The 21,423-nt window shown below is 74.4% G+C and carries 23 protein-coding genes and 1 tRNA gene; 12 read left to right on the top strand and 12 right to left on the bottom strand.

What is annotated here, in order from left to right:
* The first annotated feature begins 7 nt into the window (after nt 1-7).
* The 12 genes from EV187_RS18245 to EV187_RS01270 all read left to right on the top strand — a co-directional run bounded on the left by EV187_RS18245 (nt 8) and on the right by EV187_RS01270 (nt 10,665).
* Entirely contained in the window at nt 8-625 is a 618-nt protein-coding gene (locus EV187_RS18245) for an iron ABC transporter ATP-binding protein (protein WP_165391061.1), read from the top strand.
* An 8-nt stretch (nt 626-633) separates the two neighbouring features.
* A complete protein-coding gene (locus EV187_RS01220) occupies nt 634-1,830 on the top strand; it encodes an ROK family transcriptional regulator (protein WP_130351223.1) in 1,197 nt (398 codons plus the stop codon).
* Nucleotides 1,831-1,904: 74 nt separating this feature from the next.
* Nucleotides 1,905-1,977, top strand: a tRNA-Arg gene (locus tag EV187_RS01225).
* 54 nt (nt 1,978-2,031) lie between these two features.
* On the top strand, nt 2,032-2,670 hold the full coding sequence (locus tag EV187_RS01230) for a DUF2461 domain-containing protein (protein ID WP_130351224.1): 639 nt from the start codon (nt 2,032-2,034) through the stop codon (nt 2,668-2,670).
* Nucleotides 2,671-2,760: 90 nt separating this feature from the next.
* Nucleotides 2,761-3,294 carry a sigma-70 family RNA polymerase sigma factor gene (locus EV187_RS01235; protein ID WP_130351225.1) on the top strand — a complete coding sequence of 178 codons (534 nt, stop codon included), beginning with the start codon at nt 2,761-2,763 and terminating at the stop codon, nt 3,292-3,294.
* On the top strand, nt 3,281-4,072 hold the full coding sequence (locus EV187_RS01240; RefSeq protein WP_130351226.1) for a hypothetical protein: 792 nt from the start codon (nt 3,281-3,283) through the stop codon (nt 4,070-4,072). The genes EV187_RS01235 and EV187_RS01240 overlap by 14 nt, the downstream gene beginning before the upstream one ends.
* A gap of 117 nt (nt 4,073-4,189) precedes the next feature.
* Nucleotides 4,190-6,205: a TPM domain-containing protein gene (locus EV187_RS01245; RefSeq protein ID WP_165391062.1), complete on the top strand. Its 2,016-nt coding sequence runs from the start codon at nt 4,190-4,192 to the stop codon at nt 6,203-6,205.
* A gap of 79 nt (nt 6,206-6,284) precedes the next feature.
* Nucleotides 6,285-7,022, top strand: a complete 738-nt coding sequence (locus tag EV187_RS01250; RefSeq protein WP_130351227.1) for a PspA/IM30 family protein — start codon at nt 6,285-6,287, stop codon at nt 7,020-7,022.
* Between the two features lie 134 nt (nt 7,023-7,156).
* Nucleotides 7,157-7,807, top strand: coding sequence for a J domain-containing protein (locus tag EV187_RS18485; RefSeq protein ID WP_207221703.1), 651 nt, complete (start codon nt 7,157-7,159; stop codon nt 7,805-7,807).
* A gap of 34 nt (nt 7,808-7,841) precedes the next feature.
* Complete coding sequence (locus EV187_RS01260) at nt 7,842-8,732, top strand: arginase family protein (protein WP_130351228.1); 891 nt, start codon at nt 7,842-7,844, stop codon at nt 8,730-8,732.
* Nucleotides 8,733-8,815: 83 nt separating this feature from the next.
* Nucleotides 8,816-10,258, top strand: a complete 1,443-nt coding sequence (locus EV187_RS01265; protein ID WP_130351229.1) for a dihydrolipoyl dehydrogenase family protein — start codon at nt 8,816-8,818, stop codon at nt 10,256-10,258.
* Nucleotides 10,255-10,665 (top strand): Fe-S oxidoreductase, encoded by a 411-nt coding sequence (locus EV187_RS01270; RefSeq protein WP_130351230.1) that lies wholly within the window; start codon nt 10,255-10,257, stop codon nt 10,663-10,665. The genes EV187_RS01265 and EV187_RS01270 overlap by 4 nt, the downstream gene beginning before the upstream one ends.
* An 82-nt stretch (nt 10,666-10,747) precedes the next feature.
* On the opposite strand, the gene EV187_RS01275 is transcribed toward EV187_RS01270, so the two are convergent.
* From EV187_RS01275 to EV187_RS01330, 12 genes are all read right to left on the bottom strand, one after another.
* Entirely contained in the window at nt 10,748-11,767 is a 1,020-nt protein-coding gene (locus tag EV187_RS01275) for an iron-siderophore ABC transporter substrate-binding protein (RefSeq protein WP_130351231.1), read from the bottom strand.
* 46 nt (nt 11,768-11,813) lie between these two features.
* Complete coding sequence (locus tag EV187_RS01280) at nt 11,814-12,620, bottom strand: ABC transporter ATP-binding protein (protein WP_130351232.1); 807 nt, start codon at nt 12,618-12,620, stop codon at nt 11,814-11,816.
* The gene (locus EV187_RS01285; RefSeq protein WP_242609374.1) at nt 12,617-13,696 is read right to left on the bottom strand and encodes a FecCD family ABC transporter permease; all 1,080 of its coding nucleotides are present in this window, start codon (nt 13,694-13,696) and stop codon (nt 12,617-12,619) included. The genes EV187_RS01280 and EV187_RS01285 overlap by 4 nt, the downstream gene beginning before the upstream one ends.
* Nucleotides 13,693-14,760, bottom strand: a complete 1,068-nt coding sequence (locus EV187_RS01290) for a FecCD family ABC transporter permease (protein ID WP_242609375.1) — start codon at nt 14,758-14,760, stop codon at nt 13,693-13,695. Before EV187_RS01290 ends, EV187_RS01285 begins: the two co-directional genes overlap by 4 nt.
* A 6-nt stretch (nt 14,761-14,766) precedes the next feature.
* Nucleotides 14,767-15,729 carry a siderophore-interacting protein gene (locus EV187_RS01295; RefSeq protein ID WP_130351233.1) on the bottom strand — a complete coding sequence of 321 codons (963 nt, stop codon included), beginning with the start codon at nt 15,727-15,729 and terminating at the stop codon, nt 14,767-14,769.
* A 61-nt stretch (nt 15,730-15,790) separates the two neighbouring features.
* On the bottom strand, nt 15,791-17,215 hold the full coding sequence (locus tag EV187_RS01300) for an amidase (protein ID WP_130351234.1): 1,425 nt from the start codon (nt 17,213-17,215) through the stop codon (nt 15,791-15,793).
* Between the two features lie 39 nt (nt 17,216-17,254).
* Nucleotides 17,255-17,833, bottom strand: coding sequence for a GNAT family N-acetyltransferase (locus EV187_RS01305; protein WP_130351235.1), 579 nt, complete (start codon nt 17,831-17,833; stop codon nt 17,255-17,257).
* A gap of 45 nt (nt 17,834-17,878) precedes the next feature.
* Nucleotides 17,879-18,571 carry a uracil-DNA glycosylase gene (locus EV187_RS01310; RefSeq protein WP_130351236.1) on the bottom strand — a complete coding sequence of 231 codons (693 nt, stop codon included), beginning with the start codon at nt 18,569-18,571 and terminating at the stop codon, nt 17,879-17,881.
* 1 nt (nt 18,572) lies between these two features.
* Complete coding sequence (locus EV187_RS01315; protein ID WP_130351237.1) at nt 18,573-19,298, bottom strand: Type 1 glutamine amidotransferase-like domain-containing protein; 726 nt, start codon at nt 19,296-19,298, stop codon at nt 18,573-18,575.
* Nucleotides 19,295-19,819, bottom strand: coding sequence for a phosphoribosyltransferase (locus EV187_RS01320; RefSeq protein ID WP_130351238.1), 525 nt, complete (start codon nt 19,817-19,819; stop codon nt 19,295-19,297). Before EV187_RS01320 ends, EV187_RS01315 begins: the two co-directional genes overlap by 4 nt.
* 9 nt (nt 19,820-19,828) lie before the next feature.
* On the bottom strand, nt 19,829-20,638 hold the full coding sequence (locus tag EV187_RS01325; protein ID WP_130351239.1) for a potassium channel family protein: 810 nt from the start codon (nt 20,636-20,638) through the stop codon (nt 19,829-19,831).
* Nucleotides 20,635-21,423 carry an SDR family oxidoreductase gene (locus tag EV187_RS01330; protein ID WP_130351240.1) on the bottom strand — a complete coding sequence of 263 codons (789 nt, stop codon included), beginning with the start codon at nt 21,421-21,423 and terminating at the stop codon, nt 20,635-20,637. Before EV187_RS01330 ends, EV187_RS01325 begins: the two co-directional genes overlap by 4 nt.

The raw sequence follows: 21,423 nt of genomic DNA on the forward strand, positions 1-21,423 counted from the left end.
TCGTCACATGCCGCGCCCGCCCAAGCCCCGACGCACTCGTTCCATCGGCCTCGCGCTCCTCGCCGCGGCATCCGTCGCACTGCTCGCCGGGTGCGCGCCCGACGCGGCCCCGCCCACCGGGACGGCGGCGCCGACGGCCCCGCCGGACGCCCCCACGGCGGCGCCCGCTCCCACCGAGACGGCCGAGCCGCCGACGCCGTTCGAGGTCTCCTGCGACGCGCTCCTGACCGCCGACCAGCTCTACACGTTCAACCCGAACTTCGGCACCGACCCCGCCTACGAACCCGCCGCCGCCAACGTCGTCGCCCTGGTCGAGGAGGATGCCGGCACGGCATGCGGCTACCTCAACCAGTCGAGCGGCGAGGTCATCGAGGTCGCCGTCGCGACGCCGACCGAGGCCGCCGGCGAGGCCCGCAGGAACGCCGCCGCGCTGTCGAGCAAGCCCGTGCCGACCTACGGCACGCCCCCCGACGTCGAGGGCTACTTCGTCATGGCCGGCGGCACCGGCGAGGCGCAGGTGTTCCACGGGCCGTACTGGATCGTGGTCGACTCGGCCGCGCTGTTCGAGCCGGGCGACGCGCAGCAGATCGTCGCCGCCGTGATCGCCAACCTGCCCGCGGCCTGACGAGTCCCATGGCGGCCGACTCCACGACGGGAACGCCCTCCTGGCTGGGGGCCGTGAACGACCGAGCCGGCCTCGCGGTCCTGCTCGAGCGCGGCCCGCTCACCCGCAACCGGATCTGCGAGCTCGTCGGCGTCTCCAAGCCCACGGCGTCGCAGATGATGTCCCGCCTGCTCGCCGGCGGACTCATCGAGGAGCGCGGTCGCACGTCGGGATCCGCGGGGCGGAGTGCGGTGGTCTACGCCGCCCGCACCGACCGGCCGCTCGGCGTCGCGCTCGACCTCGACGCGTTCGAGCTGCGCGCCACGGTCGTCGACGCCACCGGCGCGGAACGCCCCGTCGTCCGGATCCCGCTGCCGCACGATCCCACCGAGCGCTCCGCCGTCGAGGAGGTGTCGCTGGCGATCGCCGAGGCGAGTGCCGCGGCCGGCACCGACCCCGGCATCGTGCACTCGGTCTGCGTCGGCATCCCCGGATACGTCGACCCCGGCGAGACGGGCGAGCTGTTCAGCGAGGCGCTGCCCGGCTGGCCCGTGCGCGGCCTCAAGGAGATCCTCGAGACCGAGCTCGCGCGCACCGTGCACATCGAGAACGACGTGAACCTGGCCGCCGTCGCCGAGCGCCAGCACGGCGCCGGCGTCGACAGCGACGTGTTCGCACTGCTCTGGCTCGGCAACGGCGTGGGCGCCTCGTTCGACGTCGCGGGCGACCTGCACCGCGGCGCCTTCGGCGGCGCCGGCGAGATCGGCTTCCTTCCGGTCTCGGTGGCGGCGAACGCGCTCGACCCGAGTGCGCACACCGCGCAGGACCTCGTCGGCGGCCGCGCGGTGGCCCTGCTCGCACGCCGGCACGGCCTCGAGGTCTCCGGCTACCACGCCGCGCGCTCGGCGCTCGCGGAGCCGGGCGCCGGCGCGGCGCGCGCTGCGGTGTTCCACGATCTCGCCGAGCGCGTCGCGCACGTCGCGCTCCCCCTGCTCGCGACCCTCGACCCGGGGCACCTGGTGCTCGCGGGTCCGTCGGCCAGCCTCGGCGGCGAGCCGTTCGCCGAGGAGGTCGGTCGCGGCATCCGCCGCCTGAGCCGCTGGTATCCCGAGGTGGTCGCGACGCGGGTCGACCGCGATCCGGTGCTCGTGGGCGCCCGCATCATGGTCGCGGCGCGCGTGCGGGAGGAACTCCTCGACACGGTCGCGAGCGTGAGCCTCGCGTGACCCGTCGAACGCACCGCAGGGCGCCCCACGTGTCGGAGACGGGCCTCGGGCAGTGGTAGTCTCTCCAGTTGTGCGCCTCCGTAGCTCAGGGGATAGAGCGCCGGTTTCCGGTACCGTAGGTCGGGGGTTCGAATCCCTCCGGGGGCACTTCAGGCGATGACGTCGCCATCGCCGTTCGAGGGCTCCGAAGAGGAGGCCGGGATGGGCGCGTTCACCGGCTGGCCGGCCCGCGCGGTGGAGTTCTACCGCGGGCTGGGGGCCGACAACTCGAAGGCGTACTGGACGTCGCATCGGGCCGAGTACGACGAGCTCGTGCTCGAGCCGATGCAGGCACTGCTCGAGGACCTCGCCGACGAATTCGGCGAGGGGCGCATCTTCCGTCCGTACCGCGACATCCGGTTCGCCGCCGACAAGTCGCCGTACAAGACCGCGATCGGCGCGACGCTCGGCGGCTCGGGGTACGTGCAGTTCTCGGCGTCCGGCCTCGGCGTCGGCGCCGGATGCCACGTGATGGCCCACGACCAGCTCGCCCGCTTCCGCGCGGCCGTCGACGAGCACCGCAGCGGCGAGGCGCTGGTCGCGGCCGTCGCCGCCGTGGAGGCCGGCGGCGTGTCGGTGAGCGCACGGGAGCGCCTGAAGCGGATCCCCCGCGGCATGGACCCCGACCATCCGCGGGCCGACCTGCTGCGCGACAAGGACCTCGCGGCGTGGGTCGAATGGCCGGTCGCGCCGTGGTTGCACACGTCCGCCGCCGAGACGCACGTCGCCGAGGCGCTGCGGGCCTCGAAGCCGCTGACCGACTGGCTCGACGCCCACGTCGGCCCGTCGGCGATACGCTGAGCCAGGCGATCCCCTCCCCGCACAACGAAACGCGCTCGTCGCTCGTCTGTATGGGTGACGGCGCATCCGCCGCCGTCGGGAGGAGTGCGGGTGGCTCGCTCGTGGGACGAGGTGGCGACGAGGCTCGTCGTCGAGCGCGGCGATGCGCTGAGCCGCTACGCGTACCTGCTCACGGGCAGCGTCGACGACGCGGCCGACCTCGTGCAGGAGGCCCTCGTGCGCACGTTCGGCACGCCCCGGCTCGGGCTGACCCTGCCGCGCGCCGAGGCGTACGTGCGACGGGCCATCCTGAACCAGGTCATCGACCGTTCGCGACGCGACGGGACCTGGCGCCGGGTGCGGCACCTCGCCGTCGCGCCCGCGGCCGTCGACTCGTCGGCGCCGGCGAGCGACGACCGGCTCGACCTGTTCGGGCGACTGCGCGAGCTGCCCCCGAGGCAGGCCGCCTGCATCGTGCTCCGGTACTACGACGACCTCACGGTCGACGGCATCGCCGGCGTGCTGGGCATCAGCTCGGGCGCCGTCAAGCGGTACCTCAGCGACGGGCTCCGCACGCTCTCCTCCTCGATCGATCCGGACGGAACCCGTTCCGCGCGGGCGGGAGGCGAGAATGTCAGCACCTGAACCCACCGGGCTCGGCGAGCACCTCAAGCGGGCAGCGGATGCCGCGAGTCCCCGTGCGGTCGACGTGGACGCCGTGCTCGCCGCGAGCCGTTCCAGACGACGGGCCCGCCGCACGGCGGTCCTGACGGGCGCCGGTGCCGTGGCGGCGGTGCTCGTGGTCGGCGGACTCGTGTTCGGGCTCCAGCGCCCCGGCGGCGACGCCACCACGGCCGACGCCCCGGTCGCCAGCGAGTCGGCCGAGTCCGCCGACGTCGCCCCCGAGGCGGCGGAGGGTGACGGCGCGGCATCCGGACCACGGCTCGCCGTGCCGGAGTCGGTCGATCGCTGCGGCGCGACCGTGGTCCCGCTCGGCGACGCGGCCGACGCCCCGCTCGCGGTCTCCGTGGCGACGCCCACTGCTCCGGTGGCCCCGGGCGCCACCGCATCCGTCACCGTCACGGTGACGAATCCCGGCACGGAGGTCGTGACGGGCGACCTCTCCCGCATCCCGACGATCACCATCGCGGACGCGGGCGTCGTGGCGTGGCACTCGAGCGGCGCGTCGGAGGCGGGTGCGATCCGCGTCTCGCTGCGACCGGGCGAGTCCGTCACGCTCACCGGCGTGCTGTCGGCGCTCCGCTGCACCGCGGCGGACGACGACGGCACGGAACTGCCCTCCGACCTTCCCCCGCTCGCACCCGGCTCCTATGCGGTCGGGGCCACCGTGGCCTTCTCGGCGCCGCAGGAGGGCATGGTCGTGCTGGTGCCGTCGCCGATGACGCCGGTGCTCGTCGGCTGAGCGGTACGGCGGACGCGACCCCGCGCGAGCCGCCGCGGGCGCGACGACGTGGACGCGGCATCCGCCTCACCCATAGACTCGGGATCGTCCGCTGGGACGGGGGAAAGGCACTGGTGCATGGCGTCGTCACGTCGGAAGTCCGCGGTTCTCGGGATCATCATCGGGGCGATGCTCGCGATCGGCGCACCGGCGGCCGCGTGGGCTGAGGATCCGGTCGGGTTCGGATCGAGCCCCGTCGTCGACACCGTCGGCGCGCTCGACGGTCGACTCGCCGAGGTGGAGGCCGCCATCGACGAGACGGCCGACGCGACCGGTCGACAGCTCTTCGTCGCCTACGTCGACGAGTTCACGAACCCCGAGGCTGCGGACGCGTGGGCCAACGACACGGCGATCGCCAACAACATGGGCGCCGAGGACTACCTGCTCGCCGTCGCGATCGACGGCCGGGCGTACTACCTCTCGGCGGACTCCGAGGCGTCGGTGTCGGACGACGACCTGCAACGCATCATGCTCGAGGTCATCGAGCCGCAGCTCCGCGACGGCAACTGGGCGCAGGCGGCGATCGACACCGCCGACGCCCTCGGCGACGGAGGCGGCGGTGGCGGGGGCGGCGGCTGGGGCTGGGTGTGGTTCCTCGTCATCGCGGCCGTCGTCGTCGCGATCATCGCGATCATCCTCGCCCGCCGTCGCTCCCGGAAGCAGGGCGGCGCCGGCGGACCCGCGCCCGGGCCTCCCCCGCCCTCGATCGACGAGCTCCGGCGGCAGGCGGGCGGCGCCCTCGTGCAGGCCGACGACGCGGTGAAGACCAGCGAGGAGGAGCTCGGCTTCGCCGTGGCCTCCTACGGCGAGGAGGCGACGGCGGACTTCCGCGCGGCGCTCGACGGCGCGAAGGCGAAGCTCGCGGAGGCGTTCGCGCTCCAGCAGCAGCTCGACGATGCGACGCCCGACAGCGACGAGGAGCGGCGCGCGTGGTACGGCGGCATCATCCGCCTCACCGACGAGGCCGACGCGGTGCTCGACGAGCAGGCCGAGCGGTTCGACGCGCTTCGGGCCCTGGAGCGGAACGCCCCGGCGGAGCTGAAGCGCGTGCAGGCCGAGGCCACGGCGGCGGCCGCGCGCATCGCGCCCGCCACCGACCGGCTCGCGGCGATCACCCGGGAGTACGCGCCCTCCGCCGTCGCCCCCGTCGCCGACAACCCGGCGCAGGCGGAGGCCCGGCTGGGCTTCGCCAAGCAGGAGCTCGACGAGGCCGCGGCCGCGATCACCGAGGGACGGCCGAGCGACGCCGCGGTCGGCATCCGCGCGGCCGAGGAAGCGGTCGACCAGGCGAACCTCCTCGCGGACGCCGTGGACCGCCTCGCCGCGGACCTCGCCACCGCCGATGCGGCCGTGGCCGCCGGCGTCGCCGACCTCGAGCACGACGTGCAGACCGGGCGTGCGCTCGACGACGCGAACGCCGCGGCACTCGCCGACCGGGTCGCCGCGGATGCCGCCGCGATCCGGGCGACGATGGGCGCCCCCGGACGCGATCCGCTCGCGGCCCATGCCCGCATCGAGCAGGTGAACGCCGAGATCGACGCGGCGATCGCGGGCGCGCGCGAGGCTGCGGTGCGCGTGCAGCGCGCGCAGGCGCAGCTCGGACGCACGCTCGCGACCGCGCGCGCGCGGGTTCAGGCCGCGGAGGACTACCTCGTCGCCCGCCGCGGCGCGGTCGGGGCCGAGGCCAGGACCCGTCTCGCGGAGGCCGGCCGCCTGCTCGTGGAGGCGGAGGGCCAGGCGCAGGTCGACCCCGCCGGTGCGCTCGCGACGGCGCAGCGGGCGGAGTCGCTGGCGAGCACCGCCATGTCCCTCGCCCAGCAGGACGTCGGCGGCTTCGCGGGCGGGTTCGGGGGCGGACTCGGCGGAGGCATGGGCGCGCCGCAGGGCGGCGGGGGCGGCGGCGACCTCTTCGGCGCGGTCCTCGGCGGCATCCTCATCAACTCGGTCCTCGGCGGCGGGGGCGGCGGCGGCTTCGGCGGTGGTGGCGGCGGCTTCGGCGGCGGCTTCGGCGGCGGCGGCGGCGGCCGACGGTCCCCCGGCAGCTTCGGCGGCTCGGCCACGCGTTCGCGGCGCGGGGGCGGAGGCAGATTCTGAGCGCCGCGACCACCCGAACCGGCACCTGAGCCGACCAGACGACCAGACGACCCATCGACCACCACCGAAAGGAACGACCATGGCAAAGCAGTCCATCTTCGGCCGCATCTCGCAACTCCTGCGGGCCAACATCAACGCCCTCATCGACCAGGCCGAGGATCCGCAGATGATGCTCGACCAGATGGTGCGCGACTTCACGAACAGCATCGCCGACGCCGAGGCGGCCATCGCCGAGACCATCGGCAACCTGCGACTCCTCGAGGACGACCACCGCGAGGACGTGGAGGCCGCCCGCGAGTGGGGCGAGAAGGCCCTCGCCGCGAGCCGCAAGGGCGACGAGCTGCGCAGCGCCGGAGACGCGGTGGATGCCGACAAGTTCGACAACCTCGCGAAGGTCGCCCTCAGTCGCCAGATCTCGGCCGAGAACGAGGCGAAGGCCGCCGAGCCGCAGATCGCCGCGCAGACCGAGGTGGTCGACAAGCTCAAGAGCGGGCTGAACGGCATGAAGGAGAAGCTCGTCCAGTTGCAGAACAAGCGCTCCGAGCTGGTCGCCCGCGCGAAGACCGCCCAGGCGCAGCGGCAGGTGCATGACGCGGTCAAGTCGATCGACATCCTCGACCCGACCAGCGAGATCGGCCGCTTCGAGGACAAGATCCGCCGCGAGGAGGCCGTCGTCCGCGGCCAGGCCGAGCTCGCCGCCTCGAGCCTCGACGCGCAGTTCAACGAGCTCGACGACCTCGGCGAGCTCACCGAGGTCGATGCGCGTCTTGCGGAGTTGAAGGCCGGCGGTTCGTCGCGGGGCCAGATCTCGGGCTGAGCGGCTGCGATGACGGATGCCGCGGCCCGCGACGGTCGCGGCATCCGCTCGTTCCCGGTGGGCACCCGCCCCGGTCCCACCCGAGGAGGCAGATGCGAAGCCCGGATCCAGCGAGGCGGCGGTAGCGTTCGAGTATGACGCCGGACGAGGCCGCCGCGGTGCTCGGCGTCCGGCGGGACGCCGACGGAGCCGAGATCGACCGCGCCTACCGGCACCTCGCGCGCGAGCTCCATCCCGACCGGTTCGCGGGCAGGCCGGCGGCCGACGTGCGCGCCGCGAGCGAACGCTTCGTCGATGTCACCCGCGCGCGCGACGTGCTGCTCCGGACGGCGGTCGACCGGATCCGCGGCCGGGAGGGGGGTCCCGGCGAGGGCGGCGACGGCGGCGCCACCGGTGGCGCCACCGCCCGCCGCCGCGTCCGGATCGTCGACGAGCGGGTCGTGGATGCCGAGGCGGTCCGGCCCGCCGGCCCCTCGAGCTGGTGGCTCTTCGGCACGTGGACGCTCCTCCTGCTGATGGGAGCGGTGCTCGCGCTGTCGGGGCTGCCGGTCTGGAGCCCGATCGACCTGTCGGTGCGGGTCGGGCTGCTCGTGGGTTCCGCGATCGCGACCGGCCTCACGGGTCGCCGCTGGGCGTGGCGCACGACCCTCGTGCTCATCGGGGTGAACGCCGTCGCGACGGTGCTCGCGACGACCATCGGGGGCCTGCTGGGCCTGGGGTTCATGATCGTCGCGAGCTTCGGGCTGGCCGTGCAGGCGCGCCTCGTGCGGTTTCCCGACCAGTGACGTGACGCGGGGCGAGCGCGATACTGTGTGAGGCATGCCCGCAACGTTCGTCGTCGTTCCCCAATGGCAGGGCTCCGTCTCGTCGCGCGCGATGAGCCACGCCGACGGCGCGGTCGCCATCCTCGGCGACCTGCCGGCCGCCGCCACGATCCTCGTCGAGGTGCCCGTGGAGGCCGGCGACGCCCTCGGCACCGGCGTGGCCAGGTACAGCGCGCTCCGGCGCGTGCGCGAGCGCACCGAGAAGGCGCTCGCCCAGGTGCCCGACCTGGCCATCACGGTCGGTGGCGACTGCGGCGCGTCGCTCGGCGCGGTGGCCCACGCGTCGCGGCGTGCCGGTGGCGACCTCGCGGTGCTCTGGCTCGATGCGCACCCCGACCTCAACACCCCCGAGTCGTCGCCCTCCGGCGGCTTCGGCGGCATGACCCTGCGTGCGATCGCCGGCGACGGCGCCGACGGGCTCGCCCTCGACGAGCAGACCCGGGTCGCGCCGGCGCGGCTCGTGCTCGGAGGCATCCGTGCGATCGACGACGAGGAGCGCCGCTTCATCGACGAGCACGACGTGGCCGTGCTCACCGTGGAGGACCTCTCCGACCCCTCGATGGTCATCGCCGCGCTCGAGGACACCGGCGCCTCGCAGGTGTTCGTGCACGTGGACCTCGACGTGCTCGACCCCTCCGCGCTCGCCGGCCTCTCGTATCCGATGCCGTTCGGCATCGAGACGGCGACGCTCGTCGCGCTGCTGCGGGCCGTGGCGGCCCGGTTCCCGCTGGCGGGCGCCGCCATCGCGGGATTCGCACCGAGCTCCCCCGAGGCCGCGGAGGACGACCTGCCCACCATCCTGCGGCTCGTCGCCGCGCTCACGTCGGGCGGCGCGGCGCGCGCGTCGGACGTCGGCGACGCGGCATCCGCCACCGGATCGGACTGACCGCGCGACGGGTGTCGCCCGTCGGCAGGCCTGCCTAGGCTGGGACCACGCTGCCCGGCGCCGCCCGGGCCGGAGGGAGACACATGGAGCGCGAGGTGGACGTCGTCGTCGTCGGCGGGGGCCCCGTCGGCGAGAATGTCGCTGACCGGGCGCGGGCCGGGGGCCTCGACGTGGTGCTCGTGGAGCACGAGCTCGTCGGGGGCGAATGCTCCTACTGGGCGTGCGTGCCGTCGAAGACCCTCCTGCGCAGTGCGGCGGCCCTGCGCGCCGCGCGCCGCGTTCCGGGCGCCGCCGAGGCGATCACGGGCGAGCTCGACGTGGCCGCCGTGCTCCGCCGCCGCGATTTCTGGGTCTCGGACTGGACCGACGACGGCGCCGCGAAGTGGGTCGCCGGCGCGGGCATCGGGCTCGAGCGGGGCCACGGGAGACTCGACGGTCCGCGCCGGGTCGTCGTGGAGCACCCCGACGGCTCGGAGGTGACGCTCGTGGCCCGGCACGCGGTCGTGCTCTCGACCGGATCGGACCCCGTCATCCCGCCGGTCGTCGGCCTGGCCGAGGCGGAGCCGTGGACGAGTCGCGATGCGACGAGCGTGCAGCATCCGCCCGCCCGGCTCGCCATCATCGGCGGCGGCGTCGTGGCCTGCGAGATGGCGACCGCCTACGCGGGGTTCGGCACGCAGGTCACGGTGCTCGCCCGCAGCGGGCTGCTCGGACGGATGGAGGCGTTCGCCGGTGAGGCGGTCGCGGCCGGGCTGCGCGGGCTCGGCGCGACCGTGCGGCTCGGTGTCGAGCCCACGCAGGTCGAGCGCAACGCGTCGGGCGAGGTCGTCATCACGCTCGACGACGAGTCCACGGTGACGGCCGACGAGGTGCTGGTCGCGACGGGCCGCACGCCCCGGTCCCGCACGGTCGGCCTCGAGTCCGTCGGGCTCGAGCCGGGCTCGTGGCTGACGGTCGACGAGACGATGCTGGTCGCCGACGCCCAGGGCGACGGCGAGTGGCTCTACGGCGTCGGTGACGTGAACCACCGGGCGCTGCTCACCCACGAGGGCAAGTACCAGGGTCGCGCGGCGGGCGACGTCATCGTCGCCCGTGCGCTCGGCCGTCCCGTCGACGCAACGCCGTGGGGCGTGCACGCCGCCACCGCCGACCACGCCGCGGTGCCGCAGGTGGTCTTCGCCGAGCCCGAGTGCGTGTCGGTGGGGCTCACCGAGGCGGAGGCCGCCCGGGCCGCCGTCGAGGTGCGGATCGCCGACGTGCCGATGCAGTCGGCGAGCGGCGCGGGCATCCTCGCCGACGGCTACGAGGGCCGGGCGCGACTCGTCGTCGACGCCGAGCGCGGGGTGGTGCTCGGTGCGACGTTCGTGGGACAGGACGTCGCCGAGCTCCTGCACGCGGCGACCGTCGCCGTCGTCGGGGAGGTGCCGGTCGACCGTCTCTGGCACGCGGTGCCGGCGTTCCCGACCATGAGCGAGGTGTGGTTGCGACTGCTCGAGGACCTCGGCCGCCCCAAGGCCGCCGCGTGAGCGGGCCGACGGTGCGCATCCGGCTCACGGACTCGCCGATCAGCCGGGCCGGCTACTGGTGGGCGACGGCGGTCGGCTTCACGTGGGGCTTCATCTGGAGCACGGGTCCGGTCCAGGTCCGCCACGGGCTCATCGTCTTCACCGGCATGCCGAAGTGGACGTTCGGACGCGGCGGGTCGTGCGTCGGCGGCTGCTACCTCACCGATCGCAACGCGGGCGACCTCGTGCTGGGCCACGAGGTGGTGCACCAGCGGCAGTGGCGCACCTACGGCATGCTGTTCCCGCTGCTGTACCTCATCGCCGGCCGCGATCCGCTCGGGAACCGCTTCGAGATCGAGGCGGGACTCGAGGCCGGCGGCTACCTTCCGAAGCAACGTCGGGCGCGGCAGCACCGCACCGGGCGCTGAGACGTCGAACGGCCCGGATGCCGCAGTGTGCGGGCATCCGGGCCGTTCGCGTGCCGGCTTCGCGCAGCGAGGCGCGACGCGCTCAGTCCGCGGACTGGGCGGCGGCCGAGAGCGACGCGACGAGCTCGTCGAGCCCGTAGGTCAAGGACAGGGCCGTGGGCGGGGAGACCGCGGCGATGAGTTCCGTGCCGACGACCTGCGCGACCTGGCCGCGCGCGACCGCCGGGATGGCCTGGATCGGCGCGGACGCGAGGAAGGCGTCGGCCTCCTCCTGCGTGTCGTGGTAGCTGATGATCAGGTCGGAGTCGAGCTGGTCGAGCTGCTCGTAGGAGAGCGTGTAGTAGAAGGGCGAGTCACCGTTCGCGAGCTCGGCGACGGCGGGCGCGTCCTCGAGGCCGAGGGCCGAGAGGAACTCCACGCGCGAGTCCTCGGGGGTGTAGACGTAGAAGGTGCCGGCGACATCCCAGACGGCGGCGACGGTCTGCCCCTCGAGCTCGGGGTGCGCCTCCGCCTGGGCGGCGAGCTCGGCGTCGAGGTCGTCGAGCACGCCCTGCGCCTCGTCGGCCTTGCCGAGGGCGGTGCCGACGATCGTGACGGTCTCGCGCCACGGGGTCGTCCACGGCTCGTCGGGGTAGGCCACGGTGGGGGCGATCTCGCTGAGGAGCTCGTACTGCTCCTCGGTGATGCCCGAGTACGGCGCCAGGATCACGTCGGGAGCGGCCTCGACGATCTCCTCGTACGGGGGCGCCTCGCCGTCATCGGTGAGGATGACGGGGGTCTCCTCGCCGAGCTCGTCGAGCTCCTCGGCGACCCACGGCAGCACGCCGTCCTCGTTCGCGCCGTAGGCCTGCTGGCCGATGGCCACGGGCACGACGCCCAGGGCGAGCGCCGCCTCGGTGCTGCCCCAGCCCCAGGTCGCCACGCGCTCGGGCGCGGCGGGGATCTCGGTCTCGCCGAACGCGTGCTCGATCGTCACGGGGAAGCCACCGTCGGCGGCTGCGGTCGAGCCGTTCCCGTCGGGCGCGGCGGTGGAACAGCCGGCGAGGCTGAGGGCGGCCGCGGTGGCGGCGGCCAGGACGGCGATCGTGCGTCGGGCGTGCATGAACTCCCTTTCGAGTGGGTGGATTGAGGTTAGCCTAACCTAAACGTCAGGCCCGATGGAACCGACCGATCGGCACGATCATCGGGGAGCCCGCGACGGGGTCGGGGGTCACGACGCAGTCGAGCCCGAAGGCGGCGCCGACCGTCTCGGCGGTCATCACCGCGGCCGGCTCCCCTGCGGCGGCGATGCGGCCGCCGTCGACCACGACGAGGTGGTCCGCGTAGCGCGCGGCGAGGTTCAACTCGTGCAGCACCATGACGACCGTCGTGCCGTGCTCGCGATTGGACTCCGTGAGCAGGTCGAGCAGTTCCAGCTGGTGGCTCACGTCGAGGAAGCTCGTGGGCTCGTCGAGCAGCACGATGTCGGCTCGCTGCGCGAGCGCCATCGCGATCCACACGCGCTGGCGCTGTCCGCCCGACAGTTCGGAGACCGCACGGTCGGCGAGCTCGGCGGTGCCCGTCGCCTCGAGCACCTCGGCCACGATCCGGTCGTCGTCGCTCGAGCGGCCGCCGAACCAGCCGCGGTGCGGGTGCCGCCCGCGCGACACGAGCTCCGCCACGAGCACGCCGTCGGGGGCCACCGGCTGCTGCGGCAGCACCGCCACGCGGCGCGCGAACTCCTTCGGCGCGAACGAGCGGATGTCGCGGCCGTCGAGCGTGACCCGCCCGGCCTCTGGGCGCATGAGGCGCGCGAGCCCGCGCAGCAGCGTGGACTTGCCGCTCGCGTTCGGTCCGACCACGGCCGTGATGCGGCCGTCGGGGATCTCGAGGTCGAGGCCCTCGACGACGCGGCGGCCGTCGTAGGCGAGGGTCAACGCATCGGCGCGGAGCGCATGCGGTGCTGGCGGGGTCATCCGTCCGATCCTCTCCGATTGCCCCTGGCGATGAGCCAGAGCAGGTAGGGGGCCCCGATGAGCCCCGTCACGATGCCGACGGGCACGGCGAAGCCCGTGAACGCGTGCTGGGCCACCAGGTCGGCGACGAGCACGATGGCGGCGCCCACCACGGCGGATGCCGCGAGCGCGGCCTGCCCGTGCCCCACCAGGGCGCGTGCGATCGGCGCCGCGACGAGCGCGACGAATGCGATCGGTCCGGCGAGCGCGGTCGCCACCGCGACGAGCCCGACGCCCAGCACGATCGCCGTCGCGCGGGCACGGGTCGCGTCGAGCCCGAGCGAGCGCGCGCTGTCGTCGGAGAGCGCGAGCAGCGGCATCCGCGGCGAGAAGGCGACGGTGAGCACGAGGAGCACGGCGAGCGTCGACCCGGCGGTGCCGAGCTCCGGCCAGCCGACGCCGGCGATGCCGCCGACCATCCAGACGAGCGCCTCCGACGCCTCGCGCACCTCCGCCCGCGTGATCAGCCAGCCGAGCAGGCCCGACACGATCGACGCGAGCCCGATGCCGACGAGCACGAAGCGGATGCCGGTGAGCCCGTCGCGCCACGCGAGGCCCCACATCAGGGCGGCCACGACGAGCGCGCCCGCGAACGCCGCGAGCGACACCGCAGGCCCCTCGAGGCCGAGCAGGAGCATCGAGCCGACCGCCGCGAGGCTCGCGCCGCCGGTGACGCCGAGGATGTCCGGGCTCGCGAGCGGGTTGCGCAGGGTCGTCTGGAACAGCGCGCCGCCGAGGCCGAGCGCCGTGCCCGCGACGATCGCGGCGAGCACGCGGGGCAGGCGCAGGCGCACGATCACGAACTCGGCCTTCGGCGAGCCCTGGCCCACGAGCGCGGCGAGCACGTCCCCGACGCCGAGCCCCGCCGCGCCGAGGAGCAGCGACGCGGTCGCCGCGGCCAGCGCGAACAGCGACCCGACGGCCACGACGGTCGTCGCGCGGCGATGGGTTCGCGACCTGGCGGCGGCGACCCGGACCGCGAGGGGGTGGACCGACTCCCCCGGTCCGGTGGGCACGACGGCGGGCGCGACGCTCACAGCGACGTCCCCTTGGTGCGGCGCACCAGCGCGATGAGCACGGGCGCGCCGACGATCGCGGCGACGATCCCGGCCTCGAGCTCGGCCGGCGCCACCACGACGCGACCGATCACGTCGGCCGCGAGGAGCACGATCGCCCCGAGCACACCGGCCAGCGGCGTGATCCAGCGGTAGTCGCCGCCCACCAGCCCGCGCGCGGCGTGGGCGACCGCGAGGCCGAGCAGCGCGATCGGGCCGGCGAGCGACGTGGCCGTGCCCGCGAGGATGATGACGGCGACGGCCGTCACGACGCGGGTGGTCGCGAGTCGCACGCCGAGGCCACGCGCCACGTCGTCGCCGAGCGCGAGCAGGTTCAGCCGGCCGGCGAGCCAGGCGGCCAGCACGAGCCCCGCGACGAGGAACGGCCAGAGCACCGCGGCGGTCTCGAGGCCACGCCCCGACAGCGAGCCGACCGACCAGAACCGGAACTGCGAGAGGGTGCCCTCGTCGCTGATGAGGAGCAGGGTGACCAGCGGCGTGGTCGCCGCCGTCAGCGCCGCACCGGTGAGCGCGAGCTTGGCGGGGGTCGCGCCGGCGCCGCCGGTCGACCCGATCGCGAAGACCACCGCGGCGGCCACCGCCGCACCCCCGAATGCGAACCAGATGAATCCGAACGGCGAGGCCACGCCGAGGAACGCGATCGCCGCCACGACGGCGAGCGAGGCGCCCGCGTTGATGCCGAGCAGGCCGGGGTCGGCGAGCGGGTTCCGGGTCGCGCCCTGCAGGAGCGCGGCGACCACGCCGAGCGCGGCGCCCGCCATGATGCCGATCACCGCCCGCGGCAGCCGCAGGTCGCGCACGACGACCTGGTCGGCATCACCGGCGACCGGCGAGGCGAACGCTCCGAACACCACGTCGAGCGGCACCTGCCGGGTGCCGATCGCGAGGCTCGCCAGCGCGACGAGCACGAGCAGTCCGGCCGCGATCGAGAGGGTCGCGATGGGCGGGAGGCGTCGGGCACCGCGCCGATCGGGCGTGCCGGTCGGGTGCGTCACCGTGGCGGCGCGCGGCATCCGTTCGGTCACCCCTCGTCAGTCGAGCTCGGCGCGACCCATGCGCCAGTAGCCCATGAACGCCACCTGCCGGCGGTCGAGGCCCGCCTCGCGCACGAGGAAGCGACGCAGGGTGGTGATGGCGGATGCCTCGCCAGCGAGCCAGGCGTAGCAGCCGCCGTCGAGACTGTGCCCCTCGGGCACGTCCCACAGGGGCGTGTCGGGCAGGTCGGCCCGTTCCGCCGCGGCGAGCGCGGCGGCCGCCTCGTCGAGGTCGGCGGCCCGGGCCAGGCCGAGCGCGGCGAGGTGGCGCACGACCCAGTCGCGCACGGCCGGCACGAGCAGGCCGCCATGGAGGCATCCGGCGTCCTCGCGGGCGAGCCAGCGCACCTCGACGCCGGCGGGGGCGCGCACCTCGAGCCGGTCGCCGTGCGCGGGCACCTCGATGAGGGCGATCCCGGTGGCGTCGGCCGGCAGGGACTCGAGGATCGACGCGATCGCGGGTGCGGCCGTCTCGTCGCCCGCGAGCAGCAGGGTGTCGACGTCGCCGGGGCGCCAGTCGATGCCGACCGTGCGGCCGGGGCTCAGCTCGTCGGGGCCGATGAGCACGAGCTCGTCGCCGGGCGCGGCCGTGGCCGCCCACGCCGAGGCGGGTCCGGCGTCGCCGTGGCCCACGAACACCACGTCGACCTCGCGCACGTCGGGGCGCACCGCGCGCACCGTGTAGGTGCGGAAGGGGTTGCGCAGTTCGGACGGGAGCTCACGCCACGAGCCGTACCAGTCGTCGCCCTCGGGGAACGTCGCGAACCCGATCTCGGGCAGCGGGAGCACCACCTTCACGCGCTGGTCGAGGCCGGCCGTGCCGAAGCCGTCGAGGTCGTCGCCCGAGAAGGTCACGCTCGTGAAATGCGGTGCGAGGCGTTCGACCCGGGCCACCTGCACCCGGAAGCTGCGGTAGGCGGGGCGCTCACGCGGCGCGGCTTCAGCGAGTGAGGTAAGCATTACCTAAGTCTTGCACATGGTGCCGGCGGTCGTGAATCGTGACGTCATGCACGGTCGCCGATCACCAGTTCGGCGGATGCCGGTGCCCGCGACGCACCCGACGCTCGAGCTGCGCGGCGAGGGAGAAGAGCGTCGCCTCGCCGCCGGGCCGGCCGATGAGCTGCACCCCCATGGGCACGCCTGCGCGCGTCTCCTCGACCGGCACCGTGACGGCGGGCAGCCCGGCGACGTTCACGAACGACGTGAACGGCGTGAACTGCACCTGCTGGGCGAAGTTCCGTTCGCCGTCCTGCTGGTCGTACCAGCCGACCGGCGGCGGCGTGAGTGCGAGCGCGGGCGTCATGACGGCGTCGAACGGGGCGAACCTCCGGATGACGCGCTCCTCGAATCCGGACAGCCACTCGAGCGCCTCCGCGAGCCGGCGGGCGGGCACGGCGCGACCTCGTTCGAGCAGCCAGCGCGTGAGCGGCTCGAGGAACGCCTCGGCCTCGCCGTCGACGGGGATGGTCGCCGCGCCCGCCTGCCAGATGGTGCGGAACGCCGCGGGGTAGCCGGGCTCGGGCTCGGGCGCCATCGCCTCGACGCCGTGGCCGAGCCCGTCGAACACGGTGATCGCCCGATCGAACGCGGAACGCGCGTCCTCGTCCAGCGCGATCTCGTAGGCCTCGTCCCACGGCGAGTCCGTCATCACGCCGACCTGGAAGCGTCCCTCGCCGCGGATGGCGGTGCCGAGGTAGGGTCCGTCGTCGCCGGGCGCCCGCAGCGCGAAGCGATGGGCGGCGGGATACCCGGCCGGCGCGATCATGCCGTCGAGGAGCAGCGCGGCATCCGCGACGTTGCGCGCGATCGGACCCGCCACGCCCAGCCCGGCGAGGCTCGCGAGCCCCGAGCCGGCCGGAACCCGTCCGCGCGACGGCTTCACGCCCACCAGGCCGCACGCCGCCGCGGGGATGCGGATCGACCCCCCGCCGTCCGATCCGGGCGCGAAGGGCAGCATTCCGGATGCCACGGCGGCCGCGGCTCCGCCGCTCGAGCCGCCCGCACCGAGCGACGGGTCCCACGGGTTCCGCGTCGGCGGGCCGGCGAGCCCCTCCGTGTACGACGGAAGCCCGAACTCGGGGGTCGCGCTCTTGCCGAGGCTCACGGCGCCCGCCGCATCGACCGCCCGCACGAGCTCGTCGGAGTCGTCGGGCACGAAGTCCGTGAACGCGCGCGACCCGAACCGCGCCGGAACGCCCGCCCGCCGATGCAGGTCCTTGTCCGCGAGCGGCATCCCCCACAGGGGGGCGGCGGTCGGCACGTGCTCCTCGACGTGACGGGCCCGGGCGATCGCCGCCTCGGGCGTCACGGTGGCGAAGGCCCCGATCGCGCCGTCGAGCCGCGCGATCCGGCCGAGGAAGTGCTCCGCGAGCTCGACCGGCGACACGTCGCGACGCTGCAGCAGCTGGTGGAGCTCGAGGGCGGTGTACTCGTGCAGCTCGGTCATGCTCCGAGCCTACGGGCGATGCCCGCGGCATCCGTGGGGCTACTTGAGCGACTTCTGCAGCAGCACGGTGCCCAGCCAGCGGTCGAACTTGAAGCCCACCCGGCCCATGCGGCCGATCTCCTCGAAGCCGAACTTCTCGTGCAGCGCGATCGACGCCTCGGCGCCCTGGTCGGCGATGACCGCGATGATCTCCTTCAGGCCGGCGGCTCGCGACCGCTCGATGAGCTCGCCGAGGAGCGCGCGCCCGAGGCCCTTGCCCGCGGCGGCCGGTCCGAGGTAGATCGAGTTCTCGACGGTGTACCGGTAGGCGCGCTTCTGCTTCCACGGCGTGACGAGCGCATAGCCGAGCAGCTGCCCGCTCGGCGACTCCGCCACGAGGAAGGGCATGCCGAGCTTGTGCAGGTAGGAGAACTTGGCCTTCCACTCCCGGAGGGTCATCGCGTCCTCGTCGAACGTGACCGTGGAGTTCGCGACGTAGTAGTTGTAGATCTCCCGCACGGCGGGCATGTCCGCGAGCCGGGCGTCGCGGATGGCGAACTCGAAGGGCGCCTCGGGCGGCTCGACCCGGCGCAGGTGCGGGGGCAGCACGCGGCGCTGCTGGTATTCCTCCTCGAGCATGGCGCCAGACTACCTCGCCCGCGTTGCGACCGGATGTCGCGACGGTCAGACGGGCAGCCGCCAGTCGACGGGCTCGCCGCCCTGCGCCTCGAGCAGCGCGTTGGCGCGGCTGAACGGCCGCGAGCCGAAGAATCCCCGGCTCGCCGACAGCGGACTCGGATGCACCGACTCGATGACGGGCGTGTCGGCGAGCAGCGGCCTGAGGCCCTGCGCGTCGCGCCCCCAGAGGATCGCCACGAGCGGCGTGCCGCGTGCGACCAGGGTGCGGATCGCGTGGTCGGTGACATCCTCCCAGCCCTTGCCCCGGTGGGACGCGGGCGCTCCCGGCCGCACGGTGAGCACGCGGTTCAGGAGCATCACGCCGTGCGTGCTCCACGACGTGAGGTCGCCGTGCGCCGGCGTCTCGACGCCGAGGTCGTCGGCGAGCTCACGGTAGATGTTGGCGAGGCTGCGCGGAACGGGTCGAACGTGCGGATCCACCGCGAACGAGAGGCCGATCGGATGCCCCGGCGTGGGGTACGGGTCCTGGCCGACGATGAGCACCCGCACGTCGTCGAGCGGTGCGCCGAACGCCCTGAGCACGCGATCGCCGCTCGGCAGGTACCCGCGTCCGGCCGCCGTCTCGGCGCGGAGGAAGTCGCCGAGCTCGGCGATGCGCGGGGCGACCGGGGCGAGCGCGCGCGCCCATCCCGCGTCGATGAGCCCGACGGCGGCGAGCTCGTCGAGGGACTTCGGCATCTCAGGCTCCGATCGTGGAGACGAGCACGCCCTGGTCGGTGGGCAGGACGCGCCAGACGCTGCCGCTCCCCTCGACCCGGAGGCCGCCGTCGCCGACGATCAGCGCCGTCCGCTCGTCGATGCCGAGCCCGCCGCCGACGAGGCCGGATTCGACGGCGGCGACCAGGCGGGAGAGCATGCCGCGTTCGGCGACGTGCGCCTCGATGGCCACGTCGACCAGGCCGATGCCGGCCTCGATCTCGAGCTCGACCCCCGGCTCCTCCGGGTCCTCCGGTGCGACGAGCACGCCGCCGATGCGCGAACCGCTCCCGAGCGAGCCCTCCGCCGCGATCATCGCGCCGGCCGAGACGCCGAGGTAGGGCACCCCGCCGGCGACCAGCCGGCGCACCTCGCCGAACAGCGGCTCGAGGCCGGCACGCACGTCTTCGACGACGCCGCCGCCCACGGCGATGGCGTCGACATCGGCGATCGCGGTGAGCCCGATCGGCTCGCCGGGTCGCCCTGCGGTGAGGTGCACCTCGATCTCGCCGCCGCTGCCGGCCGCGACCAGGAGATCGGCGAGCGCCGCCGCCTTCTCCCCGGCCTCGGGGTGCAGCGAGATCACGGCGATGCGCGGTCGCGCGCGTCCGGCGGCGCCGCCCCGCAGGACGGCCTCGGCGACGAACGGCGCGTACAGCGGGGCATCCGCCCGGGAGGTCGCGCCGCCGCCGACGAGGTGCACGCTCACGCGGCGCCCTGCGCGGCGTCGACCGGAGGGAGCGCCGACCAGGGGAACACGATCCAGTCGTCGGTGCGCCGGTAGTCGAAGTCGGGCACCAGCACGGTGTGCGACTTCGTGTAGAGCGTCGCGGTGCGCACCTCGGCGCCCTCGTCGCGGATGATCGCCACGACCTTCGCGAGCGTGCGACCGGAGTCGGAGACGTCGTCGACGAGCAGCACGCGCTTGCCGCCGAGTGCCGGCGCATCGAGCATCGGCGGGTGCAGCACCGGCTCGGGGAGCCGCTCGTCGATCCCCGAGTAGAACTCGACGTTGATGGAGCCGCATGCCTTCGTGCCGAGGGCGTACGAGATCGCGCCCGCGAGCAGCAGTCCGCCGCGGGCGATCGCGATCACGACGTCGGGCTGGAATCCGGAGCGCAGCACGTCGCCCGCGAGTCGGCGAGCGGCATCGCCGAACTCCTCCCAGGTGAGGATCTCGCGACGGATCCTGTCGACGCCCGTCGCGGCGTCGTTCGCATCGAAGGTCATCCCGACAGGCTACCCGGCGGTTCCGGCCGGATGCTCGTGCTCGGCGTCGGCGACTCCGGCCGCCGATCCGGCAGGCGGCAGGGCGGCGGTGGCCCCCGGATCCGGCTCCTCGCCGGTCGAGAGCGAGGGCGGCGCCAGCGTGTCGCCCTGGTGCCGGAGGCCCGCGACCCGCTCGTTGAGGTAGGAGATGATCGTCGCCGACGCGGTGCCGACGATCGCGATGCCGCCGGCCATGAGCAGCACCGCGTAGAACCTGCCGAGGGCGGTCACCGGGTAGGTGTCGCCGTAGCCCACGGTCGCGATCGTGACGAGCGCCCACCAGATCGCGTCCCCGAAGGTGGTGATGTTCGCGCCGGGTGCGTCGCGCTCGGCCTGCAGGGTCGCGAGGGCGAGGAAGAACACCCAGGCGAACGCGTAGGCGAGCGCGAGGATGATGAACTGCGCCCGGACCGCGGTCGGCGTGTGCCGTTTCAGCACGGGGAGGTCCTGCAGCAGGCCCACGACGCGGAGCGCGCGGAACACCGGCAGGATGGCGGACAGCACCTCGAACGGATGGTGCCAGGCGTAGTGCCACCGTCGACCGCGCGGCGTGAGCAGGATCCGGATGGCGACGTCGACGACGAAGATCACCCAGGTCAGGATCAGGATGACGATCACGAACGTCGTCACCCACTGCGGCCGGTCGGGCCACAGCACGTAGACGGTGTACGCCATGACGAACGCCACGCCCAGCAGGGCGAGCGTGCGCCCCGTCGCGTCGACGTAGCGTCGGCGACGATGCGTGGCCGGGTCGCCCTCCGGCAGGCCCCGGAGGTTCATTCCGGGGTCTCCGCTCGCACCACGAGCGGGCCCTTCGCGAGGCGGTACGGCGCCGCCTGGGCCACGGGCTTCACGACGATGAGGTCGAGGTCGACGTGCCGCGGCTTCTGCACGGCGTCCGCGATGACGCCGGCGATGTCCTCGGCCAGGAGCGGCTCGGGCACGTCGTCGTACACCGCATCGGCCCTGGCGCGGTCCCCGCCGAATCGCACGAGCGCGAACTCGTCGGTGCGCACCATGCCGGGCGCCACCTCGATCACGCGGAGCGGCTCGCCGTTCAGCTCGAGCCGGAGCACCTCGGTCAGCGCGTGCGCGGCGAACTTCGCCGCGTTGTATCCGCCGCCGCCCGCATAGGCGACGTGGCCGGCGATCGACGTGACGTTCACGATGTCGGCGACCCCGCGCTCGACCGCGCCGCGGCGGAGCAGTGGCAGCAGCGCGCTCGTGACCCGCTTCAACGCCAGCACGTTCACCTCGAACATCCACGCCCAGTCCTCGATGGAGGAGTCCTCGACCGAGTCGAGGCCCTTCGCGCCGCCCGCGTTGTTCACGAGCGCGTGCAGCGGGCCGGTCGCGGCCAGGTGGGCGCGCAGGGCGTCCACGTCGCCCTGGTCGGTCAGGTCGGCCGCGAACACGGATGCCCCGGTCTCCTCGGCGAGCTCCCGCAGCCGATCCTCGCGGCGGGCGACGCCGACCACGTCCCATCCGGCGGCGCGGAGGGCGCGCACGGTCGCCGCTCCGATCCCGGAGCTCGCACCGGTCACGACCGCTCGCAGCACATCCAT

Source organism: Agromyces ramosus, from assembly GCF_004216665.1.
Classification (GTDB): domain Bacteria; phylum Actinomycetota; class Actinomycetes; order Actinomycetales; family Microbacteriaceae; genus Agromyces; species Agromyces ramosus.

Excerpts from the sequence above, each read along its gene's own strand:
- EV187_RS18245 (WP_165391061.1), top strand. The coding sequence starts at position 8 with ATGCCGCGCCCGCCCAAGCCCCGACGCACTCGTTCCATCGGCCTCGCG.
- EV187_RS01220 (WP_130351223.1), top strand. The coding sequence starts at position 634 with ATGGCGGCCGACTCCACGACGGGAACGCCCTCCTGGCTGGGGGCCGTG.
- EV187_RS01230 (WP_130351224.1), top strand. The coding sequence starts at position 2,032 with ATGGGCGCGTTCACCGGCTGGCCGGCCCGCGCGGTGGAGTTCTACCGC.
- EV187_RS01240 (WP_130351226.1), top strand. The coding sequence starts at position 3,281 with ATGTCAGCACCTGAACCCACCGGGCTCGGCGAGCACCTCAAGCGGGCA.
- EV187_RS01245 (WP_165391062.1), top strand. The coding sequence starts at position 4,190 with ATGGCGTCGTCACGTCGGAAGTCCGCGGTTCTCGGGATCATCATCGGG.
- EV187_RS01250 (WP_130351227.1), top strand. The coding sequence starts at position 6,285 with ATGGCAAAGCAGTCCATCTTCGGCCGCATCTCGCAACTCCTGCGGGCC.
- EV187_RS18485 (WP_207221703.1), top strand. The coding sequence starts at position 7,157 with ATGACGCCGGACGAGGCCGCCGCGGTGCTCGGCGTCCGGCGGGACGCC.
- EV187_RS01260 (WP_130351228.1), top strand. The coding sequence starts at position 7,842 with ATGCCCGCAACGTTCGTCGTCGTTCCCCAATGGCAGGGCTCCGTCTCG.
- EV187_RS01265 (WP_130351229.1), top strand. The coding sequence starts at position 8,816 with ATGGAGCGCGAGGTGGACGTCGTCGTCGTCGGCGGGGGCCCCGTCGGC.
- EV187_RS01275 (WP_130351231.1), bottom strand. The coding sequence starts at position 11,767 with ATGCACGCCCGACGCACGATCGCCGTCCTGGCCGCCGCCACCGCGGCC.
- EV187_RS01280 (WP_130351232.1), bottom strand. The coding sequence starts at position 12,620 with ATGACCCCGCCAGCACCGCATGCGCTCCGCGCCGATGCGTTGACCCTC.
- EV187_RS01295 (WP_130351233.1), bottom strand. The coding sequence starts at position 15,729 with ATGCTTACCTCACTCGCTGAAGCCGCGCCGCGTGAGCGCCCCGCCTAC.
- EV187_RS01300 (WP_130351234.1), bottom strand. The coding sequence starts at position 17,215 with ATGACCGAGCTGCACGAGTACACCGCCCTCGAGCTCCACCAGCTGCTG.
- EV187_RS01305 (WP_130351235.1), bottom strand. The coding sequence starts at position 17,833 with ATGCTCGAGGAGGAATACCAGCAGCGCCGCGTGCTGCCCCCGCACCTG.
- EV187_RS01310 (WP_130351236.1), bottom strand. The coding sequence starts at position 18,571 with ATGCCGAAGTCCCTCGACGAGCTCGCCGCCGTCGGGCTCATCGACGCG.
- EV187_RS01320 (WP_130351238.1), bottom strand. The coding sequence starts at position 19,819 with ATGACCTTCGATGCGAACGACGCCGCGACGGGCGTCGACAGGATCCGT.
- EV187_RS01325 (WP_130351239.1), bottom strand. The coding sequence starts at position 20,638 with ATGAACCTCCGGGGCCTGCCGGAGGGCGACCCGGCCACGCATCGTCGC.
- EV187_RS01330 (WP_130351240.1), bottom strand. The coding sequence starts at position 21,423 with ATGGATGTGCTGCGAGCGGTCGTGACCGGTGCGAGCTCCGGGATCGGA.